Here is a 21,584-nt window from a genome sequence, read left to right as displayed (position 1 = left end):
CCCTGCCAATCGCTTTGAACTCACCTTTGAAAGGGAACTGAAGGCTGCCTGATTTTCTAACTAAATATTAACGTAAAGCCAAATCTTAGATTTAGGATAAGGCATTCGTTTTTTGTAAATTTGGGTATAACCGAATAAATTAGATGCTATGGAAAGCTTTTCAGCTCTTATAAACAGTACTGAGCCGGTACTTGTAGATTTTTTTGCCACCTGGTGCGGCCCATGCCAAATGCTGGCGCCTATACTTAAAGAAGTTAAGGACACGCTTGGAGACCGTATAAAGATTATAAAGGTAGATGTAGATAAGAATCAGTCGCTTATGATAAACCCTCAGTTTCAGGTAAAAGGTGTACCAACGCTGATGCTGTTTAAAAACGGAAAGATGTTATGGAGACAAAGCGGCGTTGTGCCTAAAGAAGAGCTGATAAGGACGATAACAAGTTTCCAGTAAAAATTTTCAGTCGCAGTCTCAGTTTTCAGTGTTCACTCCGAGTGAAACTTACTGCAAACTAAGACTGCAAACTGCCAACTATTAAACCGGTTCCTGCTGGCTAAGGCAATGAAAGCTGCCAAGCCCCCAGATAAGGTCGGTAGAATCTATGCCAATAACCTCACGGTCTTTAAAGCATAATTGTATAATATCTAAAGCTTTATCATCGTTTACGCTATCCTGAAAAGTAGGTACGATAATGCTTTTGTTTGCAATATAAAAGTTAGCATACGAAGCCGGAAGCCTTTGGTCCTCATAAATAACAGCCTTAGGCATAGGCAGCTCAATAACGTTAAGCTGTTTGCCATCTTCAAGGCGCATTTTGTGAAGGAGTTTCAGGTTGTCCTGAAGCAGTTCGTAATTATCATCGTTTTTGTCGTGTTCAACAACAGTTACTACTGTGTCTTCATTCACAAAACGGGTAATATCATCAATGTGCCCGTCAGTATCGTCACCAACAATACCATCGCCCAGCCACAGAATATGGTCAGCGCCATAATACTCAGAAAGATATTCCTCGATCTGTTTTTGGCTAAGGTGCGGGTTACGGTTTTTATTTAAAAGGCATGCTGTAGTTGTCATTATTGTACCCCTGCCGTTAAACTCAACAGAACCGCCCTCCATCACAATACCCGGATGGAAAACTTTAAAACCTAAAGCCTCACCTATGCGCGTAGGGATAACATCGTCTAAATCGTATGGAGGATATTTATCACCCCATGCGTTATAACCCCAGTCTACAATAGCTTTTTCACCCGTTTGTTTGTTCACCAAAAATGCAGGCCCGTGATCACGGCACCATGCATCATTAGTAGGATGCAGGTAAAAACTAATTTCGTTTAGTCTTGCTCCGGGAACAGTAGGTGCAAATTTTTCAATTTCAGTCAGTGCAAACTGCTGCATGGCAGCATCGGCAACGTTAATGCATACTTTCTGGTGGCGCGATACCTGAAGTATAAACTCGCAGTATGGCTTATAGATAGTATGAAGCTTACCCGGCCACGAAGCCTCTTTATGAGGCCATGAAAGCCATAGTGCACGCTGCTGTGCAAATTCTGCCGGAAAAGAAAAACCTAATTGTTTAGGAGTAGAATGTCCGAAGTCCGAAGTCCGAAGTGTCGGATGTATATTGTTTGTTGTCATGAGACAAAATGTTATTTTTTGTTACAAGAGAATTTTTTAAGGCAGCTGTTCTATTCATTAATACAAATGCTTCAGAATAGAGTGCATTAAATGTTTCCTCATTTATATAATTTCTTCTTTTTGCCTTAAAAAGGCAGCAAACTACTTCTGCAATTGAGCGAATAGAATATCCTAAAAATTTTCGAAACTCTGGATTTGAATTACCTGTCGCTCCTTCAGAAATGTTTAAAGCAATACTGTCTAAAGCTCTGTTAATCTGACTTTGGAGATTGTATAATTCTTTAGGTGGAAAATTGGCAGAGATTGACTGTATTTTTTCAGCATAATCCATTGCTATTTCCCAGACCTGAAGTTTTTCAAATTTAAATTGTTTGAGTTGTATCATATGATTGACGGTTTATGATTCAACAATAACAAAAAAAACATATTACTTCCAACTGCAGCTTCGGACTTCGGACATCCGACTTTAAATCTACTCCTCGTCAATATAGCGTTTTGTTATAGGCTGGTAGCTGTCAATTCTTCTGTCACGAAGAAAAGGCCAGTGCGTACGGTAATGATCTGTTTTTTGGGTATCAAGCTCAACAACTGTAGTCTCTTCATTGTCGTGAGACCCAAGATACATCAGCTTGCCCTGAGGATTAGCTACAAAGCTGCCTCCCCAGAATTTCATAGCGCCATCCTGCTCAAAGCCAACACGGTTTACGCTCACTACGTGAACACCGTTAGCCACCGCATGCGAACGCTGGATGATCTGCCATGCATCATACTGCTCTTTATTAGTTTCCTCTTCCTGATCTGTAGCCCAACCAATAGCAGTAGGGTAGAACATAATCTCAGCGCCCATAAGCGCCGTGATGCGGCTGGCTTCAGGATACCACTGATCCCAGCAGATAAGGATACCAATTTTGGCGTATTTAGTCTGGAATACTTTATAACCCAGGTCGCCCGGAGTAAAATAGAATTTTTCGTAGAAAGCCGGATCGTCCGGAATATGCATTTTGCGGTATTTACCAAGGTAAGTACCATCGGCATCAATAACAGCAGTAGTATTATGGTAAAGACCTTCCGCGCGTTTTTCAAATAGAGATGCAATAATTACCACATTCAGTTCCTTAGCAAGCGGACTCAAAGCGTCTGTGCTTGGTCCCGGAATAGCTTCGGCAAGCTTAAAGTTTTCATAATCCTCTACATCGCAAAAATACAGCGAAGTAAACAGCTCTTGGAGGCAAACGATCTGTGCGCCATCGGCAGCAGCTTTGCGAATTTCCCTGATTGCTTTATCAATATTAGGCTGCTTGTCTTGAACGCAGCTCATCTGTACTAATCCTACTTTTACTTTACTCATGGCGTTACATAAAAATTGAGGGGCAAATTTACGCAAAAAGTTTGGTTTTTTAAAGTCGTTACCGTTAGGGTTTGGTTAAAATGAAACGGTATCGTAATATATCGTCGCTTTACTAATTCGTAACCCAAATATTAAATTTTGAATATTTTATTCAGAAAAATTTTGTTATTTTTAACAATTAAGTCCTGAGGTAAACAACCATAGGCAGAATAGGGTTTTGCCTAGTATGTTGATGCATTATTAAACCAACTTTGAAGGGATAATTAGTAACCAATTAAAACTTTATTATATGAAACGAATTTTATTTTTAGTGATGATTTTTGCAGTGGCTGTAAGTTGCAAAGAGAAGGATAACACAGATTCTGATAAATCTAATATACAGGCCTCAGCAAATGCTTCTGTAGACTGTGATAATCACCCATTAATTATCCAAATGCGTGATCAGAATCAAGATGAAATAGTTGCCTGGATAAAGTTAAACGGAAAGCAAATTTGTGATGGAGAGAATGGCGAATTAATAGAATGTATAGAACCATTGCATAAGATTGACAGCAAGGCTAAGTTTGATTCCCTGGCAAATCTCCACCCGGATAATGCTACAGGAATTAAGTTTTACACAAAGACATGGCAGGATGTAGAAAATTTTATTAGCGATATCCAGTGTTATGATGAATATGTAGGATTTACATTTGAAAACAATAATTTGGGTTTCAAAAAAGTACAACTTTTTACTACAGATGAAACCTGTTATTCTAAACCTTTTTTGTCATCGATAGGAAAGAAATTAGCACTGTCACACAGAGATCAATTTTGTTTCACAAGAACCACTGAAGATGGAATAGATAAATTTATTTTTGAAGTTAAGAGATATCTGCCTAACAATACATTTCAGTCATTTTACTACGATTTCTCTCGTAATCCGCCGTTTACGTCTATTTACAAAAAGTAATATTAAATATCAGGATTAGTAATGTATGTTTGTAAATTTAGTTTCATATTTAAATCTCGTATTTGTATTGGTCTTTTTAGCCTTATGCATAGTGTTGTTTAATTTTGAATCAAAAAAAATATCCCATAAATTTCTAGTAGGTATATTAAGTTGCAATTTTATTAATGAGGTAATAGTACTTATCCTCATAGCCAATGGTGGCAATTACGGACTTTCTTACTCAGTTAGTGCGATTGTTCATAATTGTTTATGGCTGTTACTGATGGATAAAATTTTAAACAATAGGCTTTTTAGATATCTCATTGCCGCCTATATTTTATTCTCTATTTTAAACTTATTACTGTTTGAAGGGATTGAATATTTTAACAGATACACATTTGTAAGTGGAGGGTTTTTATACTTGTCGGTATTTTTAATTGTTAGTTTTAAACACCTTCAACTTGAGAATTTTAGCTTTTTTTACTCAAATGACTACTTGCTGTTATTTTCACCGGTATTTTTCTTTCTTGGTTTAAGTTTTTATTTTGGTTTTAAGGATTCATCAATAGGGAATGTTGAAATAATTAAAGATTTAAGGTTATATGATGTTATAATTTACTTTGTAAATATACTTTATTACGGTTTAATTACTGTTTTTATATTACGTGAAAAAAGAATAAGAAATGCAAAATAGTACTATAGCTTTTGGTATTTTGATAGCTGTATTTTTTTCAGCGCTGATAGTGCTGTTTTGCGTTTTGATTGTTAAGCTATACATCAATAAGATAAAGAACTACACAAAGCTTATTTACCAAAAAGACATTGATTTTCAGAAAACTCTAAATGTGACTATACAGGAAACTCAGGAGCAGGTACTTAATAACATCTCACAGGATTTGCATGACGATGCCGGCCAGCAGCTTACCTATATTAACTTTGTTGTAGAGAACTTAAAATACGATAACCCTGCGCTTAATGACGCGCTCACACCACTTAGCCAGTCTATCGGTACATTGTCTAGTTCCATCCGCAGCATAAGCCATTCGTTAAACAGCCAGCTATTGGTTCAGGAAAGCATCGTGAAGGCTATTGAAGCAGAGGTGGAGCGCCTTAAGAGCAATACACGCATACAATTTGAATTTAAACTGTTCGGCATCCGGAAGAATACATTAGATAACAATGAAAAAATTGTAGTATACCGCATTTTTCAGGAAATTATTAATAATGCACTCAAACATTCAGGGGCAACAAGTGTCGGTGTTATTTTGAAGACCGAACCACATTTTGAACTTTCGGTTTCAGACAATGGTAAGGGATTTGATCTTAGTGAAAATACTACTGCTAAGGCAGGAATGGGACTTAAAAACATTATAAATCGCGCAGGGATTATTAATTTTAAGGTTAAGATTGATGCAATCCCTTTAACAGGAACAACAATAACACTTTCTCAAAAATAGCCTATGGAAAAAATTACTATCGGTATTGTAGATGACCATAAGATCGTTAGGCAGGGGCTTAAGGAACTGCTCGAAAAAATAAGCAATTATAAGGTAGTTGCCGAATTTGAGACGGGTAATGAGTTTCTTGATGCATTGCCAATGCAGGATAAGCCTAACTTATTTATCATAGATTATTCAATGCCCGGGCTTAATGGGGTAGAGGTACTTAAGGCTCTGGAAGATATAGACGAAGAATACAAAGTTCTTTTGCTTACACAGCATTTTGATGAGCAGATCATTGATGCTGCTTATCATCATGGAGCCCGCGGTTTCCTTCATAAAAACTGTACAGCACAGGACCTTAAATTTGCAATAGACAATATCGCTACAATAGGATATAATAACGTGGTTGAGATATTAAAACGTGTACGCAAATATGATCCTTCGGCAACAGCTGAACCTGATAATGGGATAAAACTCACCGCAAGGGAACAGGAATTTCTCACGCTTGTGTGCAATGAAAAAGAATATACTTATGAGCAAATGGCAGATATCATGTCGGTTTCTGTCAAATCTATAGAGGCCTACCGTACAGCACTTTTCGAGAAATATAACATCAAATCTAAAGTGGGTCTGGTGCTTTTTTCTTATAAATACAAGCTTACACCACCTTTTATATAAGTTCTTTATTCTTCTGCAAAGTTTTGTTTTGCGGGCAGGGTTATAATGAATGCCGCGCCATGGCCTTCATTACCTTTGGCTTCAATAAAGCCATGATGGTTCTGTACGATCTTTTTACAGATTGACAACCCTATACCTGTTCCTGAGTACTCCGACTTACCGTGAAGCCTTTGGAAAATATTAAAGATCTTATCGGCATATTCCTGGCTAAATCCTATCCCGTTATCTGTAAAATCAAAGCGGTAGTAAAGGGTATCGTCGGCCGAGCCTTCATCTACAGGAAGCAGGTTTACCGTTATATTTATAACCGGATTAACGTTTGCCCTTCTGTATTTAAGCGAGTTGGAAATAAGGTTACTGAATAGTTGCGACATTTGTCTTGGAATAGCTTCTACAACAGGCAGCTCTTCAAAATCAATTACGGCACCGGTTTGTTCAATAACAAGTTCAAAATCGGTAACGGCATCTTTTAGTACCTTGTTAAGGTCTACAGGCATTACAAGGCTGTTATCTTTTGAAAGTTGGGAGTAGGCAAGTATATCACTGATAAGGTCGCTCATCCTGTCTGCCGATATGTTTATCTTTTTCAGGTAGGTTTTAGATCTGTCATCTATCGCCCCAAGGCTTTCCATAAGCATTTTTGCAAAAATGCTTATTTTGCGGGTAGGCTCCTGTAAATCGTGTGAGGCTATATAGGCAAACTGCTGAAGTTCAGTGTTATTTTGCTGCAGTGCATTTATGGCTCCCGCAAGCTCGTTATTGGCAGCCTGAAGTTCTTCAGTACGCTGTTTAACCTGAAATTCCAATTCTTGCTGGAGTTTACGTTCTTTGGTTACATCCTGTGCGCTTCCTGTAAGGAATTCAGGATTTCCGGCGCTGTCATAGGTTACCTGTGCCTGCGCATGGATAATGCGTATCTGCCCCGTAACACGGTTAATTATAGGGTGTTCATTATCATATATACCGTTAGATCCCTGCGCAATTGCAGCCCTTATGGCATCATCTACCAGCTCCACATAATCTGCCGGAAGCGGATTGTAAGCCTGATCTATAGACGCAGTTTCTTCAGAGAAGCCCAGCCAGTCCATAAATCGCTGCGAATAAGTGAAAGTATCGTCTTTAATGTTAAACCGCCATGTAGCAAGTCCGGCAAGTTCAATTGCCCCTCGTAGTGCTACTCCCGTATTTTCGGCTTTCTGACGGGCCATAACAGCATCAGTAACGTCAATAGCAATGTCTAATATTGCATATACTTCGTTGTTTTCATCAAATACCGGGGTATAGGTAATATTATAATAGTTGTATGTGGTAACTCCATTTTGAATGATAATTACCTGATCGCCATAACTCTGGTACATCTTACCTGTGGTATACACATCATCAAGTATTTTAAGGAACGGCTGTCCATGGGTTATCAGTTCAGGCATTGCTTCACGAAGCGGTTTACCAACAATATCCCATCCTTTACCTACAATGTCAATAAATGTCTGGTTAGGCATTTCTACGATAAGATCCCTGCCTACAAACAGTCCCATTCCTGCGGGAGCGGTAGCAATGATAGAGCGCAGTTTTGCTTCACTCATTTCTACCTTGTTTCTTGAATGTACCTGTTGGGTAACATCTGTAGCAACCACAAGTACGCCAACCACGTTCCTATCGCGGTCATACATTGGCTGGTAGGTAAGGTCAACATAAATTACGTCGAGGTTATTGTTTCTTAGTAAAGTAACAGCAACTTCTTTTGCAGCGTATGGTATACCGGTTATGATGACATTTTCCAGTAATTTATCAAAGCCCTGTCCTTCAAGTTCAGGTAGGGCTGTCATAAGTGTTTTTCCGATAATTTCCTCAGGTTTTCTTCCGACAAGTTCTCCATAAAAAGGATTTGCCATGGTAAAAATGAGGCCTTTACCCGATAAAACAGCTATTCCAACTGGTGCCTGTTCAAAAGAATCCAGTATTTGCTGCTGGCTTTCTTTTACACGTTGCTGTGCAAGTACTTGAGCAGTAACGTCAATTGCCATATCCATAACGCCATATACGTTCCCGTTAACATCGAAAACAGGCTGATAAGTAAAATCAAAGTAGTATGTACCAAAGACGCCACCTAACTTTAGCTGTGCAGGTGCAGCATTCATTTGGTAAGGTATACCGGTTGTATAAACTTCTTTTAATATATCAAGGAAGGGCTGGCCTTTTAATTCAGGTACTGCCTCACTTAGAGGTTTTCCAATGACAGAACTATCACTTCCCCAGAGATTAAGCATAAGATCGTTTGCTACTTCTACCTTCATGTCTAAACCGGTGAATAGGCAGGTTGCTATAGGAGCCTGATCAATCATTGATCTAAAACGCTCCTCACTATCAAGCAGTGCTTTACGACTTTGCATTATCTCATTTATATCCATGCAATATCCTGCGTATCCTTCAAAATCGCCATTACTGTTGTAATAAGGATCACCGCCGGCGCGGCACCATAAGGTAGTTCCATCAACTTTATTAAGCCTGAATATTACGTTATAGTGAGATTTAGTGGCACTAGCTAAGGCAAATGCGTCGGCACACTTTTGCCTGTCTTCTTTATAAATAGAACTTTGGGAATCACCACTTACATATTCCTGATACGACAATCCCGTCCATTCTATCATCGCTTTATTCACGTAGGTAATTATGCCATTAGTATCAGACAGCCAAAGTCCGGTAGGGGAACTATCGGTAACGGTACGAAACATGGCATCACTTTCATGCTGCTGTGTCTCTGCCTTTTCAAGTGCCACACGATGGTCTTCCAGCATGGTTATATCGCGAACGGTACCTGAAAAAATTAAGGGTTTACCATTAGCATCCAGGGTGTTGGTACCCATTACGTGTATACGGTGTATCGTCCCGTCATCCCAAATTACGCGGGGCGAGTAATAAAATTCGTTGGTTTTTGCACCTTCAATAAGTGCAGCCTCCCGTTCGGCGCGATCTTCAGGATGAACATAATTGCTAAAAACCTTTCGTGAAATCTCTTTTTTCTCAGGATTTCCAGTAACTATAGCTGCAAACGACGGGCTGTATTCTATGTGGCCTGTAAGAAGGTCTACCCTAAACAAACCTATACCTGCACTTTTAAGTATCAGGTCGTTAAGATGATTGGCTTCGGCAATTTTTTGCTCTGCTTTTCTACTTTCTGTAATATCCTGCAGCGTACCGTTAAAACGATATGCTTTGTTGTCACCGTTAAACCACGCACGTCCTTTTGCCCTTACTATCCTTTCATATTTTGTGACAGGATGTATTATGGTGTATTCAGTGTCATAAATTCCTCCGGACTCATATTGCATAGCAAAAGCAATTGCTGCATTTACTCTTTCTCTGTCCTCCTCAGCAATTACAGACGTAGCCAGGTCGAGATTTACATATTCGTCATGACGTAACCCAAACCATTCTTTAAGCCTTGTATTGCCGGAAAAAGTCCATGTATTTGGGTTAAAATCCCAAACTCCTAATTCTGCAGCATCTATGGCAAATTCGAGTTCATTCCTACCATCTTCCAGGTGTTTTATGACATTTAGTTTTTCGGTCGTTTCATTACATATAACGAGTATGCCTTCAATGGTTCCGGTATCTCCATATACAGAGCTATAGCTAAATGTCCAATAGGCATCTTCAAGTTGCCCGTTGCGGTATATTGGCAGGTAAAGATCTTCAAACCATACACCATCTTCTCCGTTTAATACCTTCACCATTAAAGGGTTAATGGTATCCCATATTTCCGGCCAGCAATCAACGCCTTTTTGGCCAAGAGCCATAGGATGTTTACCACTACTGCCTAAACTCGGGCGGTAAGCATCATTGTAAAATTGTATATGGTCAGGCCCCCAAAACAAAAACATAGGAAATTTAGACGACAATATCATAGATACCGTATTGCGCAAGCTTAACGGCCACTGCTCAATAGGGCCAAGAACTGTAGATGACCAATCGTAATTTCGGGTAAGTTCACCCATTTCGCCGCCACCCTGCAAGTAAGGATATTGTGTAGAATTATGTTTCAATAGTAAGGAAATATGTTTTAACTAAAATAATAAAATATAAATGTAATCAGGGTATCAGGTAAAAGAAGATACCAAAAAAATGCAATGCGCTGCCGCCCAAAACAAATACGTGCCAAATTGCATGGTTATATGGGATTTTTTCTTTAGCGAAAAAATAGATGCCTATGGTATAGCAAAGGCCTCCGCCTAAAAGATAATATAATGCTCCTGCCGCTACGTTTTCTATAAGCGGCTTGATCGCTACAATTATTAACCATCCCATGAGTGCATAAAGCGTTAGCGACAATTTTTCTGATTTTCGCAACGGAGAAAATTTAAATATGAATCCTGCTATAGCAAAAGCCCAAATAAACCCAAACACACTCCATCCCCAGGCACCTTTAAGCCCTAAAAGGGCAATTGGTGTATATGTACCTGCTATAAGTACATAAATGCATAAATGGTCTACACGCTGAAAAATGCGTTTCCATTTAAGTTTGTAAACAGCATGGTAAATGGTAGATGCAGAATATAATAGCACCAGGCTAATGCCAAAAACAAGGGATGCTGCCAGATGCATTTTAGTACCTTTTAGCATAGAAAAAATTAGTAACGCGATCAACGCAGCTACAGATAGCAAAGCCCCTGTTCCGTGCGTGATTACATTCCATAATTCTTCCCTTTTCCTGTTCTTCTTAGGCATTGTTTATAAGTATAATAAACAAAGATACATTTTACATAGTGTACCGATATTATAGAAATTATAAATTTTTGTTACAATCTAAAAATGCTGCCAATAATAGCCATAGCCAATAATCTTTTTTACTTTTGAGATTCCAATACAAGAACCAACGATGCTAATGAACATAAGATTACAATTATCCGGCCTGCTTTTACTGGCTGTTACCTATACCAATGGACAAACGCTCAAAAAAGATATTGTAAAACTGGATGTATTAACCCAGCTTGAATATTGCAAAGTGCATACTGCCAATTCACTTGCTGCGATTCCGAATGATGGTAAGTCCATCCCCCGTAGTGTTCCCGCAGGAAACAAAGACTGGAACTATGTAGATTACAAAGATTGGACAAGCGGTTTTTGGCCAGGGCAGCTGTGGTTTATTTATGAAACAACTAATGATAAAAAATGGGCCGTAGCCGCAGATAAGTATACCCAGTACCTGTTACCGTTAACCAAAACAAAGGCCGCAGATCACGATTTGGGCTTTCAGGTGTTCAATAGTTTTGGCGTCGGCTATCAACTCACAGGTAAAAAGGAATATAAAGAAGCAGTACTGAGGACAGCGGATACACTGGCGACGCTTTTCAACCCAAAAGTAGGGACACTACAATCGTGGCCTCATAATGATTATGGAGGTCATAATACCATAATAGACAATATGATGAACCTTGAAATGCTTTTCTGGGCATCTAAGCACGGTGGTGATAAGAAGCTATATAAGATTGCTGTAAAACACGCCGAAACGACCATGCAAAACCATTTTAAGCCTGACTACAGTGCATATCACGTAGTTGTATATGATTCTGTAACAGGTAAAAAAATAAAGGCAGTAACTGCTCAGGGCTATTCTGATGAAAGCATGTGGGCGAGAGGGCAGGCATGGGCTATTTATGGCTTTACAATGGTATATCGTGAAACGGGCGACCGTAAATTTCTTGACTTTGCGCACAAGATTACCCGTGTATATTTGGACCGCCTTCCGGCAGACCTTATCCCGTACTGGGATTTTAATGCACCCGATATTCCTGCTGCGCCAAGAGATGCTTCGGCGGCAGCCATAACGGCATCTGCATTACTGGAACTTGCCACTTTTACAAGAGACAGGACCCTTAAAAGGGAATACGAAGAAAAGGCAATGAAAATGATTACCGAACTTACAGCCCACTATCAGAGCCGATATGCCAACAATGCACTGCTTATGCATTCTACAGGCCATAAACCGGCGAATGGCGAGATTGACAGCTCAATCATTTATGCCGACTACTATTACCTGGAATGCCTTGTAAGGCTGGAAAAACTACGATGGGTTAAACGCTTTTTTTAAAACTAAAAATGAAATACAACACGATACAAAAGACAGGATTTAAAATAAGCGAGGTTAGTTTTGGCTGTATGTCGCTTAAAAGTGATGCTATAGATAACAATACTATAATCCACAATGCCATAGAAGGAGGCATCAATTTATTTGATACAGCTGACCTTTATGAAAAAGGGCAAAATGAGATATTGTTGGGTAAAGCCCTTAAAGACAGGCGCAATAATGTTTTTATCAGTACCAAAGTAGGTAACCGATGGAAAGAAGATGGCTCCGGCTGGGAATGGTGTCCGCGCAAAGAATATATTCTTAAAGCGATTGACGAAAGCCTGAAACGCCTTCAGACGGATTACATAGATATGTACCTGCTGCACGGCGGCACGATGGAAGACCCTATAGATGAAACCGTCGAAGCCTTTGAACGGCTGGTAGATATGGGAAAGATTCGCAGTTATGGGTTGTCATCAATACGCCCCAATGTTATACGGGAATATTCAAACCGCTCTAACATCGCTGCCGTCATGACGCAATACAGTTATCTTGACCGCAGGCCGGAAGAAGAAACATTAGATTTGTTACATCATAACAATGTTGGTGTGCTTGCACGTGGCAGTATGGCATCGGGATTACTTATAGATAAACCTGCTAAGGATTACCTTGACCTGAAAGCTTCAGAAGTGGAGAACATTGTTAACGTCCTAAAGCAGCATCTGCCGGAGGACAAAACAATTCAGGATACCGTAATGAAATATGTAACCGGGCATCAGGCTGTGACCACAGCCGTGGCGGGAATAAGGACTATTCCGCAGCTTGAGGATGCATTGCAGGCATCTAACGTAACAGGCCTATCGGCAAGTGATATAGAACAATTACGCTCTTTATGGAAGGGAAATCATTACAACGAGCATAGGTAAGATATTGCCAATAAGTATGTATATTTAAAAAGTTAAAAAGATTATTTCTCTATATGGAAAACGTTACTATAATTATTATGCTTTTGTTTGGCATTGCTTTTTTAGGCTTGTTGAGCAACAGGTTTAATTTTCCATTTCCCATTGTCCTGGTGCTTTCAGGACTGCTTATCAGTATTATTCCCGGGCTTCCATCAATAACGCTGAGCCCCGATATTGTGTTTATAATATTTTTGCCGCCATTGCTGTACCACGCCGCGTGGCACACAAGCTGGCACGATTTTAAAGCGGCAAGAAGACCTATTACCCTTGCAGCAATTGGGTTAGTACTGTTTACTACGCTGTCAGTTGCCGTCGTAGCACACGAGCTTATAGACGATTTAAGTTGGCCACTGGCATTCGTTATAGGGGCTATTGTATCGCCTCCTGATGCTGTTGCCGCTACTTCTATTACAAAAGGGCTTGGGCTTCACCCCAGGCTGTTAACCATACTTGACGGCGAAAGCCTTGTTAACGATGCCAGCGGACTTGTAGCCTATAAATATGCGCTTGCCGCTGTTACTGCCGGAAACTTTGTGTTATGGGAGGCAGGGCTAAACTTTATAGTTGTAGCAGGCGCAGGAGTAGCTATTGGCCTTGGTATGGGATATATCATGTACCTTATCCATAAAAGATTTGTATGCGACCCAATTGTTGAGGTGACACTTACATTCCTTACGCCTTTTGCAGCCTACCTTTTTGCAGAGCACTTTCATTTCTCAGGGGTTCTTGCCGTTGTGTCTACAGGATTATATCTCTCTTTTAGATCCGGTGAGATATTTACGCATCAAAGCAGGGTTATGACTGTTACCGTTTGGGATGTTGTTGCCTACATACTAAACGGACTCATCTTTATATTGATCGGACTTCAGCTGCGCCAGATCATGGATGGCATAGGCGACTACTCTACATTGTCTTTACTAATTTGGGGAGCAGTAATAAGTTTTGTGGTGATAATTGTCCGCTTTCTCTGGGTAGTGCCGGCAACAATGCTGCCCCGGTACTTTAGTAAACACATAAGGGAAACAGAAGCTTTAGACAAACGCAACCTTGTAATATTTGGCTGGGCAGGGATGCGTGGTGTTGTATCTATGGCGGCAGCACTGGCGATTCCGCTTACGCTCGATGACGGTACAGCTTTTCCACACCGAAATCTTATCATATACCTTACATTTTGCGTGATATTGGCAACGCTTATACCGCTTGGCTTTACGCTGCCCTGGATCATCAAAAAGATGAAAATGAGCCCGTATTCCATCTTTGCCGAAGAGTATGAGGTGCGTAACATTATTGTGTCTGAAACCATCGCGCATATTGAAGAGAACTATTCGCTATTGCAGGATGAACTGCTGAATAACATCAAAAGCAAATATGAGGTAAAATTCAACCGGCTCCAAAAAACCGAGCTTCCGTCGCATTTCTTTGGTAACGGAGCACCATTATCGACTAATATCTTTAATGAGTATACCCAACTTCAAATTGATTTGTTAAATGTAGAGCGCAAAAAAATAGACGAAATGCACCGCCAGGGCAAAGCCAATGAGGAGATACTCCGCAAGATTGAGCGCGAACTTGACCTTGAAGAGACCAGACTGAATATGGATATGTATGATGGGTAGTTAGGACATACCGCAAACCCGCGCCATCGTATTAATTGGCGTTTAACCTCTCGTCAATACTCCACTTATAATTCTCAATAGCCGAAAGCAAAAAACTCGCAGCACTACAGGTAAATACCGAATAGTTAAACGGTGCCCTGTAACCTGCAAAGAACATCATACTTACCGCAAAAGTAAGTGTCAGCAATCCACTGCCTATAGCAGCATATTTTGTTTTGTAACCAATGATCAGGAGTATGCCAAACACTACTTCGGCTACAGAAGCTATTGCGCCGAATATTTCGGCAAGGCTTCGGTTGAGATAGGGCATAAGCGAGTTAGTATAATCTACAAAATTACTCCAGTTGCCCCAGCCCACATTAGGTGAGCCCGGAAGGCCAAGCATACTTAAACGATCCATTACCGGAAGTATAAAACCAATGCCCAGTGCCAGGCGCAGATAAAGCTGAATTGTGTTTTTCATGATGAGGTGATTTTGTTATGATGCAAAGTTGGTAATTGATTTTATCAAAAAACTTAATCATGATTAAGAAATGCTTGTCTTTACTTCTCTAAATCAGTTGACGTACATAATTGATCATTTTTAACTAAAAATTTATTTCGCTTTTTGTTGAGCCAATTCAATTATGTAATAATTTTATAGGCTATGGAAACAAATAATAAAAGAGGCTTTATATTTAAGCAATATGAAGCTCCGTATGTGTCTCCGTTTGACAAACTCTTCGAGATTTTTACCGAATTAATCACACATACATCAGGCGACCTTGATGAAGCCTTAGACTGGCTGCGACAGCTGGACAAAGAATATAAGCTTACCGACGAAAACTACACCATAGACGATTTTATTGAAGACCTTAAAAAGAAAGGCTATATAAAAGACGAAACTAAGGACGATGGCAGCGGCGGGTTAAAGATTACGGCAAAAACCGAGAGGTCTATCAGGCAGCAGGCACTTAACCAGATCTTTGGTAATTTAAACCGGAGCGGATCGGGTAATCATAAAACAAAACATTCCGGCAGCGGCGATGAGCATACCGGCGAATTCAGGGAATATCATTTTGGAGACGGCCTTGACAGGATTGCCCTTACCGAAAGCCTGAAAAATGCACAGGTAAACAATGGGGTAGACAGGTTTATGCTTACCGAAAATGATTTGGTCGTTGAAGATTCGCACCATAAATCGCAAATGAGTACGGTGCTGATGATAGACATTAGCCATAGTATGATATTGTATGGCGAAGACCGTATCACTCCGGCTAAAAAGGTGGCTATGGCACTGGCAGAACTTATCACGACACGTTATCCTAAAGACACGCTGGATATACTCGTATTTGGTAATGATGCATGGCCAATCGCCATTAAGGATTTGCCGTATCTTCAGGTTGGGCCTTTTCATACCAATACTGTAGCGGGGCTTCAGCTGGCTATGGATATGCTGCGCAGAAAGCGTAATACCAACAAGCAGATCTTTATGATTACTGATGGTAAACCAAGCTGTGTTAAGGAAAAAGATGGAAGTTATTACATGAACAGTAACGGGCTTGACGAGTATATTGTAGACCAGTGTTACAGCATGGCCTCTCAGGCAAGGAAACTGCACATACCTATTACCACATTCATGATTGCAAACGACCCTTACCTGCAACGTTTTGTAAACCAGTTTACAGAAGCCAATCAGGGCAAGGCATTTTATACCGGCCTTAAAGGTCTTGGAGAGATGATCTTTGAAGACTATGAGACCAACAGGAAAAAAAGAGTTAAATAAGAATTTAGAAAAGGAACGATGAATATAGAAAAGATAAAAACGCTGGGCGACCTTAAAAAAGCAGGGTGCAAAAGCATTGGCATTAAAGACGAATTAAGAAATAACCTCAGAAAGAAAATAAGCAAAGGCGAAACAGTTTTTGAAGGTGTTTGGGGTTTTGAGAATACCGTAATACCTGAACTGGAACGCGCCATATTATCACGCCACAACATTAACCTTTTAGGTTTAAGAGGGCAGGCGAAGACCAGGCTGGCAAGGCTTATGGTAAACCTGCTTGATGAATATATCCCGTTTGTTGAAGGTTCTGAGATTAATGATGATCCGCTTAAGCCTATTTCTCGCTATGCAAAAAACCTTATCGAAGAAAAAGGCGACGATACGCCAATAAGCTGGCTGCACAGGAGCGAACGCTTTTATGAAAAACTCGCAACACCCGATGTTACCGTTGCAGATATTATAGGCGATATTGACCCTATTAAGGCAGCCAACCTTAAACTATCGTATGCTGATGACCGGGTTATCCACTTTGGTATGATTCCTCGTGCCAACCGATGCATTTTTGTAATCAATGAATTGCCCGATCTTCAGGCAAGAATACAGGTAGCATTGTTCAATATCCTGCAGGAAGGCGATATCCAGATACGCGGCTTTAAAGTGCGTATGCATCTTGACCTGCAATTTATCTTTACAGCAAACCCTGAAGATTATACAAACAGGGGAAGCATAGTGACACCCCTTAAAGACAGGATAGGTTCGCAGATCCTGACACACTACCCTGAGACCATTAAAATTGCAAGAACCATTACAGAACAGGAAGCCAATCTTGACGGGCGCCAAAGCGAATTTATCCATGTGCCATCGTTAGCAAAAGACTTGTTGGAACAGATAGGTTTTGAGGCCCGCGAAAGTGAATTCATCGACTATAAAAGTGGAGTGAGCGCAAGGATGAGCATAACAGCTTTTGAGAACCTGCTAAGTACTGCCGAAAGAAGGGCATTACGTTCGGGTGACGATAAGACTACGGTAAGGCTGTCTGACTTTATGGGTATCATTCCTGCAATTACAGGAAAAGTAGAGTTGGTTTATGAAGGCGAGCAGGAAGGCGCAGCGGTAGTGGCGGAACATTTATTAAGTGAAGCTGTTAAAACGCTTTTCCCTGATTTCTTTCCGAAAATTGAAAAACTTGAAAAACAGAATGAAAAAAACGAGTATCAGGAAGTTATAGACTGGTTCTTTAACGAAAGCGGCTTTGAACTACCTGATGATGCATCTGACAAAGAATATAAAAAGCTGCTGGATTCTATCATTCCGTTAAAACAATTAGTGCAGAAATACCATCCTCATGCGCCAAAAGAAGACCAGTACTTCCTGAAAGAGTTTATCCTTTGGGGATTGTCTGAATTTAAAAAGCTAAGCAAAGATCGCTATACCGAAGGGTACCAGTTTAAAGATCTTTACGGAAGTTATATCAGTAAGAATTTATAATTTATTCTGATTTATATAAAATGAAAGCCTGCTCATAACAGCAGGCTTTTTTTATATCGTTTCTATAGCCATTATTTTTTCTTCAAAAACTTCTTTAAAGTCAGATTTACTTTTTATACGGGTTTTGTAGGTATAAATAGTAGATACTGAAAGCTCTAAAAAGTCAGCTATCTGGCTGCTGTCCTGTATGCCAAGTCGGTACAGGGCATATATCCTAAGTTCGGTATTAAGAAGATCTCCTTTTTTTACAATAGTCCTGTGGTCAGGAGGGAAGAGTGCGTTAAAGTCGGCAATGAAAGAAGGAAAAAGCCTTAGAAATATCTCATCAAACTGATGGAACAGGTTTTCTCTCTCCTTTTTTACATTATAACCTTTAAGGCTGGTAAGCACTTCATCGGTTTTTTTAGATATTATCTTCTGGATTGTACTTTTTTGGATATGGTCTATCTTATTAATAAATTCTGATGTCGCCCTTATAAAATAGGCTATGTATTCTTCTTTAATGGTATTGGCCTCACTAAGGCTCTTGTTCATATGCTGTAGCTTTTCATACGATTCGGCCATTGCTTTTCGCGAAGCATTACGTTCCTTAAGTTGTTTAAAGATGATGACAAGGAACAGTATGATTATTAAAGCTAATACGGTAAGAAGTATCACAATTTTTTCAAGCAGGTCATTTTTGTCATTTACTTTATTAAGCTGTGCCTTTTCAATGATTGGAAGTATGGATGATATCTCAATCTTTCTATGCCTTGCGTCATAGAAGGTAGCATCGTCCATAGCCAGGTTAATGTATTGGTTGGCCTTTTCAAGGTGTCCTTTCTTAAAAAGTTCGTTAGCAAGGTTACGCAGGGCTACGGTTTCTTTTGTAGCGTTCTTAACGTCGGCAATTGCGGCGAGTGTAAGGTAATAGATAGCCTTATCAGTATTGCCTTTTTCAGAATAAATATAACCCAGGCTGGATGTCGCTATACCGTAATATTCAGGTGGAAGCTTAAAGTTATTTACCCAATAGCTAAATGCTTTTTCTGCACCTTCCCAATCTTGTTGCTTTAACCTTTGAAGGCTTTCTGCAGCCCAGTAATCATTTGTGTTACGTTTCACTAATGATATTGCTATTTCAAGGCACTGGTTGCCTTTTTGCAGGTAGTTTATATTATAGCGCTGGTCTTTAGTATAATCTGCCAAATCGTAAAACGCACGTGCTTTAACCGAATAGTACTCATACTTATTGTGTACGTCAAGCAGATTTATATCTATACTGTTTAACGTATCTATAGCTTCCTTGAACAATCCTGAAGATAGGAGCACAAACCCCTCTTTTATTTTGGTTTTAGAAAGCAGTCTACCGTCTTTTAAGACATGCGCCCTTGATTTAGCCGATTCAAGGTAATAATAAGCCGAGTCATATTTAAATGATTTATACTCTTCAAACAGTTTCATATAATCATGATAAAGACTTTTATTATCACTGCTTAAAGTAAACTTATGTACGTTCTTTTTTAGGTTTCTTATCCTGGCATGTTTCTGCTTAACATAGATTTCTTTCTTTAACAATATATGGTCAAGACTGTCAATTATAGGGTCAACAATAGCTGCGTGAGAAACGCTTGTCAGGAATAATAGTAGTAGATAAAATTTACGCATCAGAATTATTCAGATAGTTTTTATGGTCTCAAAAGAGCCTTTTTGCTAAAATCGAGGTCTAAATTTTAACATAATCCTTAAAGGTGTTAAATATACTTCAAAATATTATAATTCATTAAAAAAAATCTTTAAAGGCAACTATATATTAAAAAAAGGGTGGTTAAAATTTTCATATTGGTATTTCTTTAGCCTTTGTATGGGCTATTTTGGTCTAAATTAAATCTTGATTTTTTCTATAACATATTGTTTTCAATTGGTTGTTTAACAGTATTTTGAAATAAAATATATCGTTGTAGTATCTTGATTTTAGCTGAATGTTTTTTTTAAGATGATTTTAACGTCTAGCTTCGCCCTATTCAAACAACAATTTAACCTAACAAAAAACAACAAACGTATGAGATGTAAAATTATCTATTTGCTGGCCTTCTTTTCGCTCCTTGCAGTAAGCTGCAATGAAATGGATGATGGCAGCCATGTAGACCCAATTACCCTTAATGAAAAGATTACAGGTGAATGGGGACTGATGAACCTTAAAATGGTAGACGAGGTAGCTAAGACAAACAAGCTGGAACCGTCTGAACAGGTATTGAGCACATTATTTAATTATGACAATTTCAGGATTAAATTTAATGTTGACGACAACATGGTCCCTACTTCTTATGAAGTTACCGGAGATGTACCGCCACTATTTGCACTTAGCGGTTACTGGAAGTTAAGTTCAGATTTTCAGCAGTCTACCGGAGAGCCTGTAAGAATTTATCTGTATAGCGATGCGCAGAAGACCATTAAGACAGATGAACTTAGGCTTACAGCGGTACCGGGAAGCAATGAAGAGATGGAATTACAATTATTGAGGACATCCGGAGGAATAGCATTCGTTTCTTATTCATTTAAACTAAATGCAATTAACTAAATATCGGTATGAAAAAACTAATACATATATTATTGCTTGCCTTTGTAATGGTACCAAATTTTGTACAGGCGCAGCAATCTACAGGTACTCCGGGGAAGATTTGGTCGTACCCGGTTGTTTATAAATACGACGAAGAAGTAACGTGGTTTTTTGATCTTTCCACTACAACGTTTGCGGAAAATGAAGACGTATATCTTTGGATATGGTCGCCATCTGAACCGGATGCGGGTAACTTTGAAAACTCGTCAGAATTTGCAAAACTTACTTACGTAGGTAACAAAGTGTGGAGCTTTAAACTTACTCCTACAGTTTATTTCTCTAAGACTCCCGCAGAAATTGCTGCAAGTGCTGGTTTTTGGTGCAGGCTAAAAGATAAAACAGGAACTAAACAGACAGAGGTTGCCAATGTCGTATATACTCCGTTTGATGATTTTAGTACTGCGAATGAGATTATAAGGGCTTATCCGCCGGCGCCAACGTTAACAGGAGGATTGAGCATATTGTTTAATGCTAACCTTGTTCCGGGTTTTGAAGACGCTACAAGTGTACATTTTCATAGCGGTCTTAACAACTGGGATCTTAAACAGGAATATCAGGCGTGGTTACCGGAAATAGTAGAAAAAACAAAACTTAAGAACTTAGGTGGCGGTATCTACAAAATGGATCTTATACCATCCGTTTATTATAACGCCCCAGCTGATTATGTAATGCAAAACCTGGTTTTCTTGATGGTTAAAGACGATTGGGCAGGAACATCACCTGATCAGGTTATCAATGCAGCAGAATACATTCCGCCACCGCCGCCTAAATTTATGTTTTTCCCGTCTCAGGTAAGTAAAAAAGACTTTTTAGGAATAATCAGGACTAACAATGAGTCTAACGTAAATAAACTGATCTATACGGTTACAGCGGGCGATCACATCATTAACGGTGAATTTTCGGGAGGTGTAAGTGAAATTAAAGGTTTTGTTAACCTGGTATCAGAACTGAACGGGGTTAATGCTACCGAGATCCATGTCCTTGTGAAGGATAATAATGGAAGAACGATTTCTGATACTGTAATGCCGCTTAAGACGGTAGACTAAAAACCTGATCAA

The 21,584-nt window shown here is 39.5% G+C and carries 19 protein-coding genes; 12 read left to right on the top strand and 7 right to left on the bottom strand.

The genetic code is table 11. The annotated features are described in order from the left end of the window. Positions 1 to 148: 148 nt before the first annotated feature. Positions 149 to 451: a thioredoxin gene (trxA, locus tag R1T16_RS03290; protein WP_317499635.1), complete on the top strand. Its 303-nt coding sequence runs from the start codon at positions 149 to 151 to the stop codon at positions 449 to 451. 81 nt (positions 452 to 532) lie between these two features. On the opposite strand, the gene R1T16_RS03285 is transcribed toward trxA, so the two are convergent. The 3 genes from R1T16_RS03285 to R1T16_RS03275 all read right to left on the bottom strand — a co-directional run bounded on the left by R1T16_RS03285 (position 533) and on the right by R1T16_RS03275 (position 2,981). Continuing rightward, positions 533 to 1,633 carry an agmatine deiminase family protein gene (locus R1T16_RS03285; protein WP_317499634.1) on the bottom strand — a complete coding sequence of 367 codons (1,101 nt, stop codon included), beginning with the start codon at positions 1,631 to 1,633 and terminating at the stop codon, positions 533 to 535. Then, complete coding sequence (locus R1T16_RS03280) at positions 1,572 to 2,018, bottom strand: four helix bundle protein (protein WP_317499633.1); 447 nt, start codon at positions 2,016 to 2,018, stop codon at positions 1,572 to 1,574. Before R1T16_RS03280 ends, R1T16_RS03285 begins: the two co-directional genes overlap by 62 nt. 87 nt (positions 2,019 to 2,105) lie before the next feature. After that, a complete protein-coding gene (locus R1T16_RS03275) occupies positions 2,106 to 2,981 on the bottom strand; it encodes a carbon-nitrogen hydrolase (protein WP_317499632.1) in 876 nt (291 codons plus the stop codon). A 289-nt stretch (positions 2,982 to 3,270) separates the two neighbouring features. On the opposite strand from R1T16_RS03275, the gene R1T16_RS03270 reads away from it, so the two are divergent. The 4 genes from R1T16_RS03270 to R1T16_RS03255 all read left to right on the top strand — a co-directional run bounded on the left by R1T16_RS03270 (position 3,271) and on the right by R1T16_RS03255 (position 6,029). Further along, entirely contained in the window at positions 3,271 to 3,930 is a 660-nt protein-coding gene (locus R1T16_RS03270; protein WP_317499631.1) for a hypothetical protein, read from the top strand. Between the two features lie 262 nt (positions 3,931 to 4,192). Further along, on the top strand, positions 4,193 to 4,603 hold the full coding sequence (locus tag R1T16_RS03265) for a hypothetical protein (RefSeq protein ID WP_317499630.1): 411 nt from the start codon (positions 4,193 to 4,195) through the stop codon (positions 4,601 to 4,603). Continuing rightward, entirely contained in the window at positions 4,593 to 5,366 is a 774-nt protein-coding gene (locus R1T16_RS03260; RefSeq protein WP_317499629.1) for a sensor histidine kinase, read from the top strand. The genes R1T16_RS03265 and R1T16_RS03260 overlap by 11 nt, the downstream gene beginning before the upstream one ends. Positions 5,367 to 5,369: 3 nt before the next feature. Beyond that, the gene (locus R1T16_RS03255) at positions 5,370 to 6,029 is read left to right on the top strand and encodes a response regulator transcription factor (protein WP_317499628.1); all 660 of its coding nucleotides are present in this window, start codon (positions 5,370 to 5,372) and stop codon (positions 6,027 to 6,029) included. A gap of 5 nt (positions 6,030 to 6,034) precedes the next feature. Here R1T16_RS03255 and R1T16_RS03250 read toward each other — a convergent pair whose 3' ends face one another. Continuing rightward, a complete protein-coding gene (locus R1T16_RS03250) occupies positions 6,035 to 10,072 on the bottom strand; it encodes a PAS domain S-box protein (RefSeq protein ID WP_317499627.1) in 4,038 nt (1,345 codons plus the stop codon). A gap of 46 nt (positions 10,073 to 10,118) precedes the next feature. Next, positions 10,119 to 10,754, bottom strand: a complete 636-nt coding sequence (gene trhA / locus R1T16_RS03245; protein ID WP_317499626.1) for a PAQR family membrane homeostasis protein TrhA — start codon at positions 10,752 to 10,754, stop codon at positions 10,119 to 10,121. A gap of 157 nt (positions 10,755 to 10,911) precedes the next feature. On the opposite strand from trhA, the gene R1T16_RS03240 reads away from it, so the two are divergent. From R1T16_RS03240 to R1T16_RS03230, 3 genes are read left to right on the top strand one after another with little or no spacing between them, the layout of a single operon-like run. Next, positions 10,912 to 12,117, top strand: a complete 1,206-nt coding sequence (locus R1T16_RS03240; protein WP_317499625.1) for a glycoside hydrolase family 88 protein — start codon at positions 10,912 to 10,914, stop codon at positions 12,115 to 12,117. A gap of 8 nt (positions 12,118 to 12,125) precedes the next feature. After that, a complete protein-coding gene (locus tag R1T16_RS03235; RefSeq protein WP_317499624.1) occupies positions 12,126 to 13,022 on the top strand; it encodes an aldo/keto reductase in 897 nt (298 codons plus the stop codon). Positions 13,023 to 13,075: 53 nt separating this feature from the next. Beyond that, a complete protein-coding gene (locus R1T16_RS03230; protein ID WP_317499623.1) occupies positions 13,076 to 14,677 on the top strand; it encodes a Na+/H+ antiporter in 1,602 nt (533 codons plus the stop codon). A gap of 31 nt (positions 14,678 to 14,708) precedes the next feature. Here R1T16_RS03230 and R1T16_RS03225 read toward each other — a convergent pair whose 3' ends face one another. Next, positions 14,709 to 15,140 (bottom strand): DoxX family protein, encoded by a 432-nt coding sequence (locus tag R1T16_RS03225; RefSeq protein WP_317499622.1) that lies wholly within the window; start codon positions 15,138 to 15,140, stop codon positions 14,709 to 14,711. Between the two features lie 183 nt (positions 15,141 to 15,323). Between R1T16_RS03225 and R1T16_RS03220 the strand changes: the two genes are divergently transcribed. Further along, on the top strand, positions 15,324 to 16,442 hold the full coding sequence (locus tag R1T16_RS03220; RefSeq protein WP_317499621.1) for a vWA domain-containing protein: 1,119 nt from the start codon (positions 15,324 to 15,326) through the stop codon (positions 16,440 to 16,442). 18 nt (positions 16,443 to 16,460) lie between these two features. Beyond that, on the top strand, positions 16,461 to 17,927 hold the full coding sequence (locus R1T16_RS03215) for a sigma 54-interacting transcriptional regulator (RefSeq protein ID WP_317499620.1): 1,467 nt from the start codon (positions 16,461 to 16,463) through the stop codon (positions 17,925 to 17,927). 51 nt (positions 17,928 to 17,978) lie between these two features. On the opposite strand, the gene R1T16_RS03210 is transcribed toward R1T16_RS03215, so the two are convergent. After that, a complete protein-coding gene (locus tag R1T16_RS03210; protein ID WP_317499619.1) occupies positions 17,979 to 19,574 on the bottom strand; it encodes a DUF6377 domain-containing protein in 1,596 nt (531 codons plus the stop codon). A 394-nt stretch (positions 19,575 to 19,968) separates the two neighbouring features. On the opposite strand from R1T16_RS03210, the gene R1T16_RS03205 reads away from it, so the two are divergent. After that, the gene (locus R1T16_RS03205; protein ID WP_317499618.1) at positions 19,969 to 20,487 is read left to right on the top strand and encodes a DUF5004 domain-containing protein; all 519 of its coding nucleotides are present in this window, start codon (positions 19,969 to 19,971) and stop codon (positions 20,485 to 20,487) included. Positions 20,488 to 20,495: 8 nt separating this feature from the next. Further along, positions 20,496 to 21,572: a hypothetical protein gene (locus R1T16_RS03200; protein ID WP_317499617.1), complete on the top strand. Its 1,077-nt coding sequence runs from the start codon at positions 20,496 to 20,498 to the stop codon at positions 21,570 to 21,572. The last annotated feature ends 12 nt before the right edge of the window (positions 21,573 to 21,584 follow it).

The sequence above is a fragment of the Flavobacterium sp. DG1-102-2 genome (assembly GCF_033042555.1).
GTDB lineage: Bacteria > Bacteroidota > Bacteroidia > Flavobacteriales > Flavobacteriaceae > Flavobacterium.
Note: the sequence above shows the minus strand (reverse complement) of the source record. Positions and strands in the feature narration are given on the sequence as shown.

Excerpts from the sequence above, each read along its gene's own strand:
- trxA (WP_317499635.1), top strand. The coding sequence starts at position 149 with ATGGAAAGCTTTTCAGCTCTTATAAACAGTACTGAGCCGGTACTTGTA.
- R1T16_RS03200 (WP_317499617.1), top strand. The coding sequence starts at position 20,496 with ATGAAAAAACTAATACATATATTATTGCTTGCCTTTGTAATGGTACCA.
- R1T16_RS03275 (WP_317499632.1), bottom strand. The coding sequence starts at position 2,981 with ATGAGTAAAGTAAAAGTAGGATTAGTACAGATGAGCTGCGTTCAAGAC.
- trhA (WP_317499626.1), bottom strand. The coding sequence starts at position 10,754 with ATGCCTAAGAAGAACAGGAAAAGGGAAGAATTATGGAATGTAATCACG.
- R1T16_RS03205 (WP_317499618.1), top strand. The coding sequence starts at position 19,969 with ATGAGATGTAAAATTATCTATTTGCTGGCCTTCTTTTCGCTCCTTGCA.
- R1T16_RS03265 (WP_317499630.1), top strand. The coding sequence starts at position 4,193 with ATGGATAAAATTTTAAACAATAGGCTTTTTAGATATCTCATTGCCGCC.
- R1T16_RS03270 (WP_317499631.1), top strand. The coding sequence starts at position 3,271 with ATGAAACGAATTTTATTTTTAGTGATGATTTTTGCAGTGGCTGTAAGT.
- R1T16_RS03280 (WP_317499633.1), bottom strand. The coding sequence starts at position 2,018 with ATGATACAACTCAAACAATTTAAATTTGAAAAACTTCAGGTCTGGGAA.
- R1T16_RS03220 (WP_317499621.1), top strand. The coding sequence starts at position 15,324 with ATGGAAACAAATAATAAAAGAGGCTTTATATTTAAGCAATATGAAGCT.
- R1T16_RS03225 (WP_317499622.1), bottom strand. The coding sequence starts at position 15,140 with ATGAAAAACACAATTCAGCTTTATCTGCGCCTGGCACTGGGCATTGGT.
- R1T16_RS03240 (WP_317499625.1), top strand. The coding sequence starts at position 10,912 with ATGAACATAAGATTACAATTATCCGGCCTGCTTTTACTGGCTGTTACC.
- R1T16_RS03235 (WP_317499624.1), top strand. The coding sequence starts at position 12,126 with ATGAAATACAACACGATACAAAAGACAGGATTTAAAATAAGCGAGGTT.
- R1T16_RS03260 (WP_317499629.1), top strand. The coding sequence starts at position 4,593 with ATGCAAAATAGTACTATAGCTTTTGGTATTTTGATAGCTGTATTTTTT.
- R1T16_RS03210 (WP_317499619.1), bottom strand. The coding sequence starts at position 19,574 with ATGCGTAAATTTTATCTACTACTATTATTCCTGACAAGCGTTTCTCAC.
- R1T16_RS03215 (WP_317499620.1), top strand. The coding sequence starts at position 16,461 with ATGAATATAGAAAAGATAAAAACGCTGGGCGACCTTAAAAAAGCAGGG.
- R1T16_RS03230 (WP_317499623.1), top strand. The coding sequence starts at position 13,076 with ATGGAAAACGTTACTATAATTATTATGCTTTTGTTTGGCATTGCTTTT.
- R1T16_RS03285 (WP_317499634.1), bottom strand. The coding sequence starts at position 1,633 with ATGACAACAAACAATATACATCCGACACTTCGGACTTCGGACTTCGGA.
- R1T16_RS03255 (WP_317499628.1), top strand. The coding sequence starts at position 5,370 with ATGGAAAAAATTACTATCGGTATTGTAGATGACCATAAGATCGTTAGG.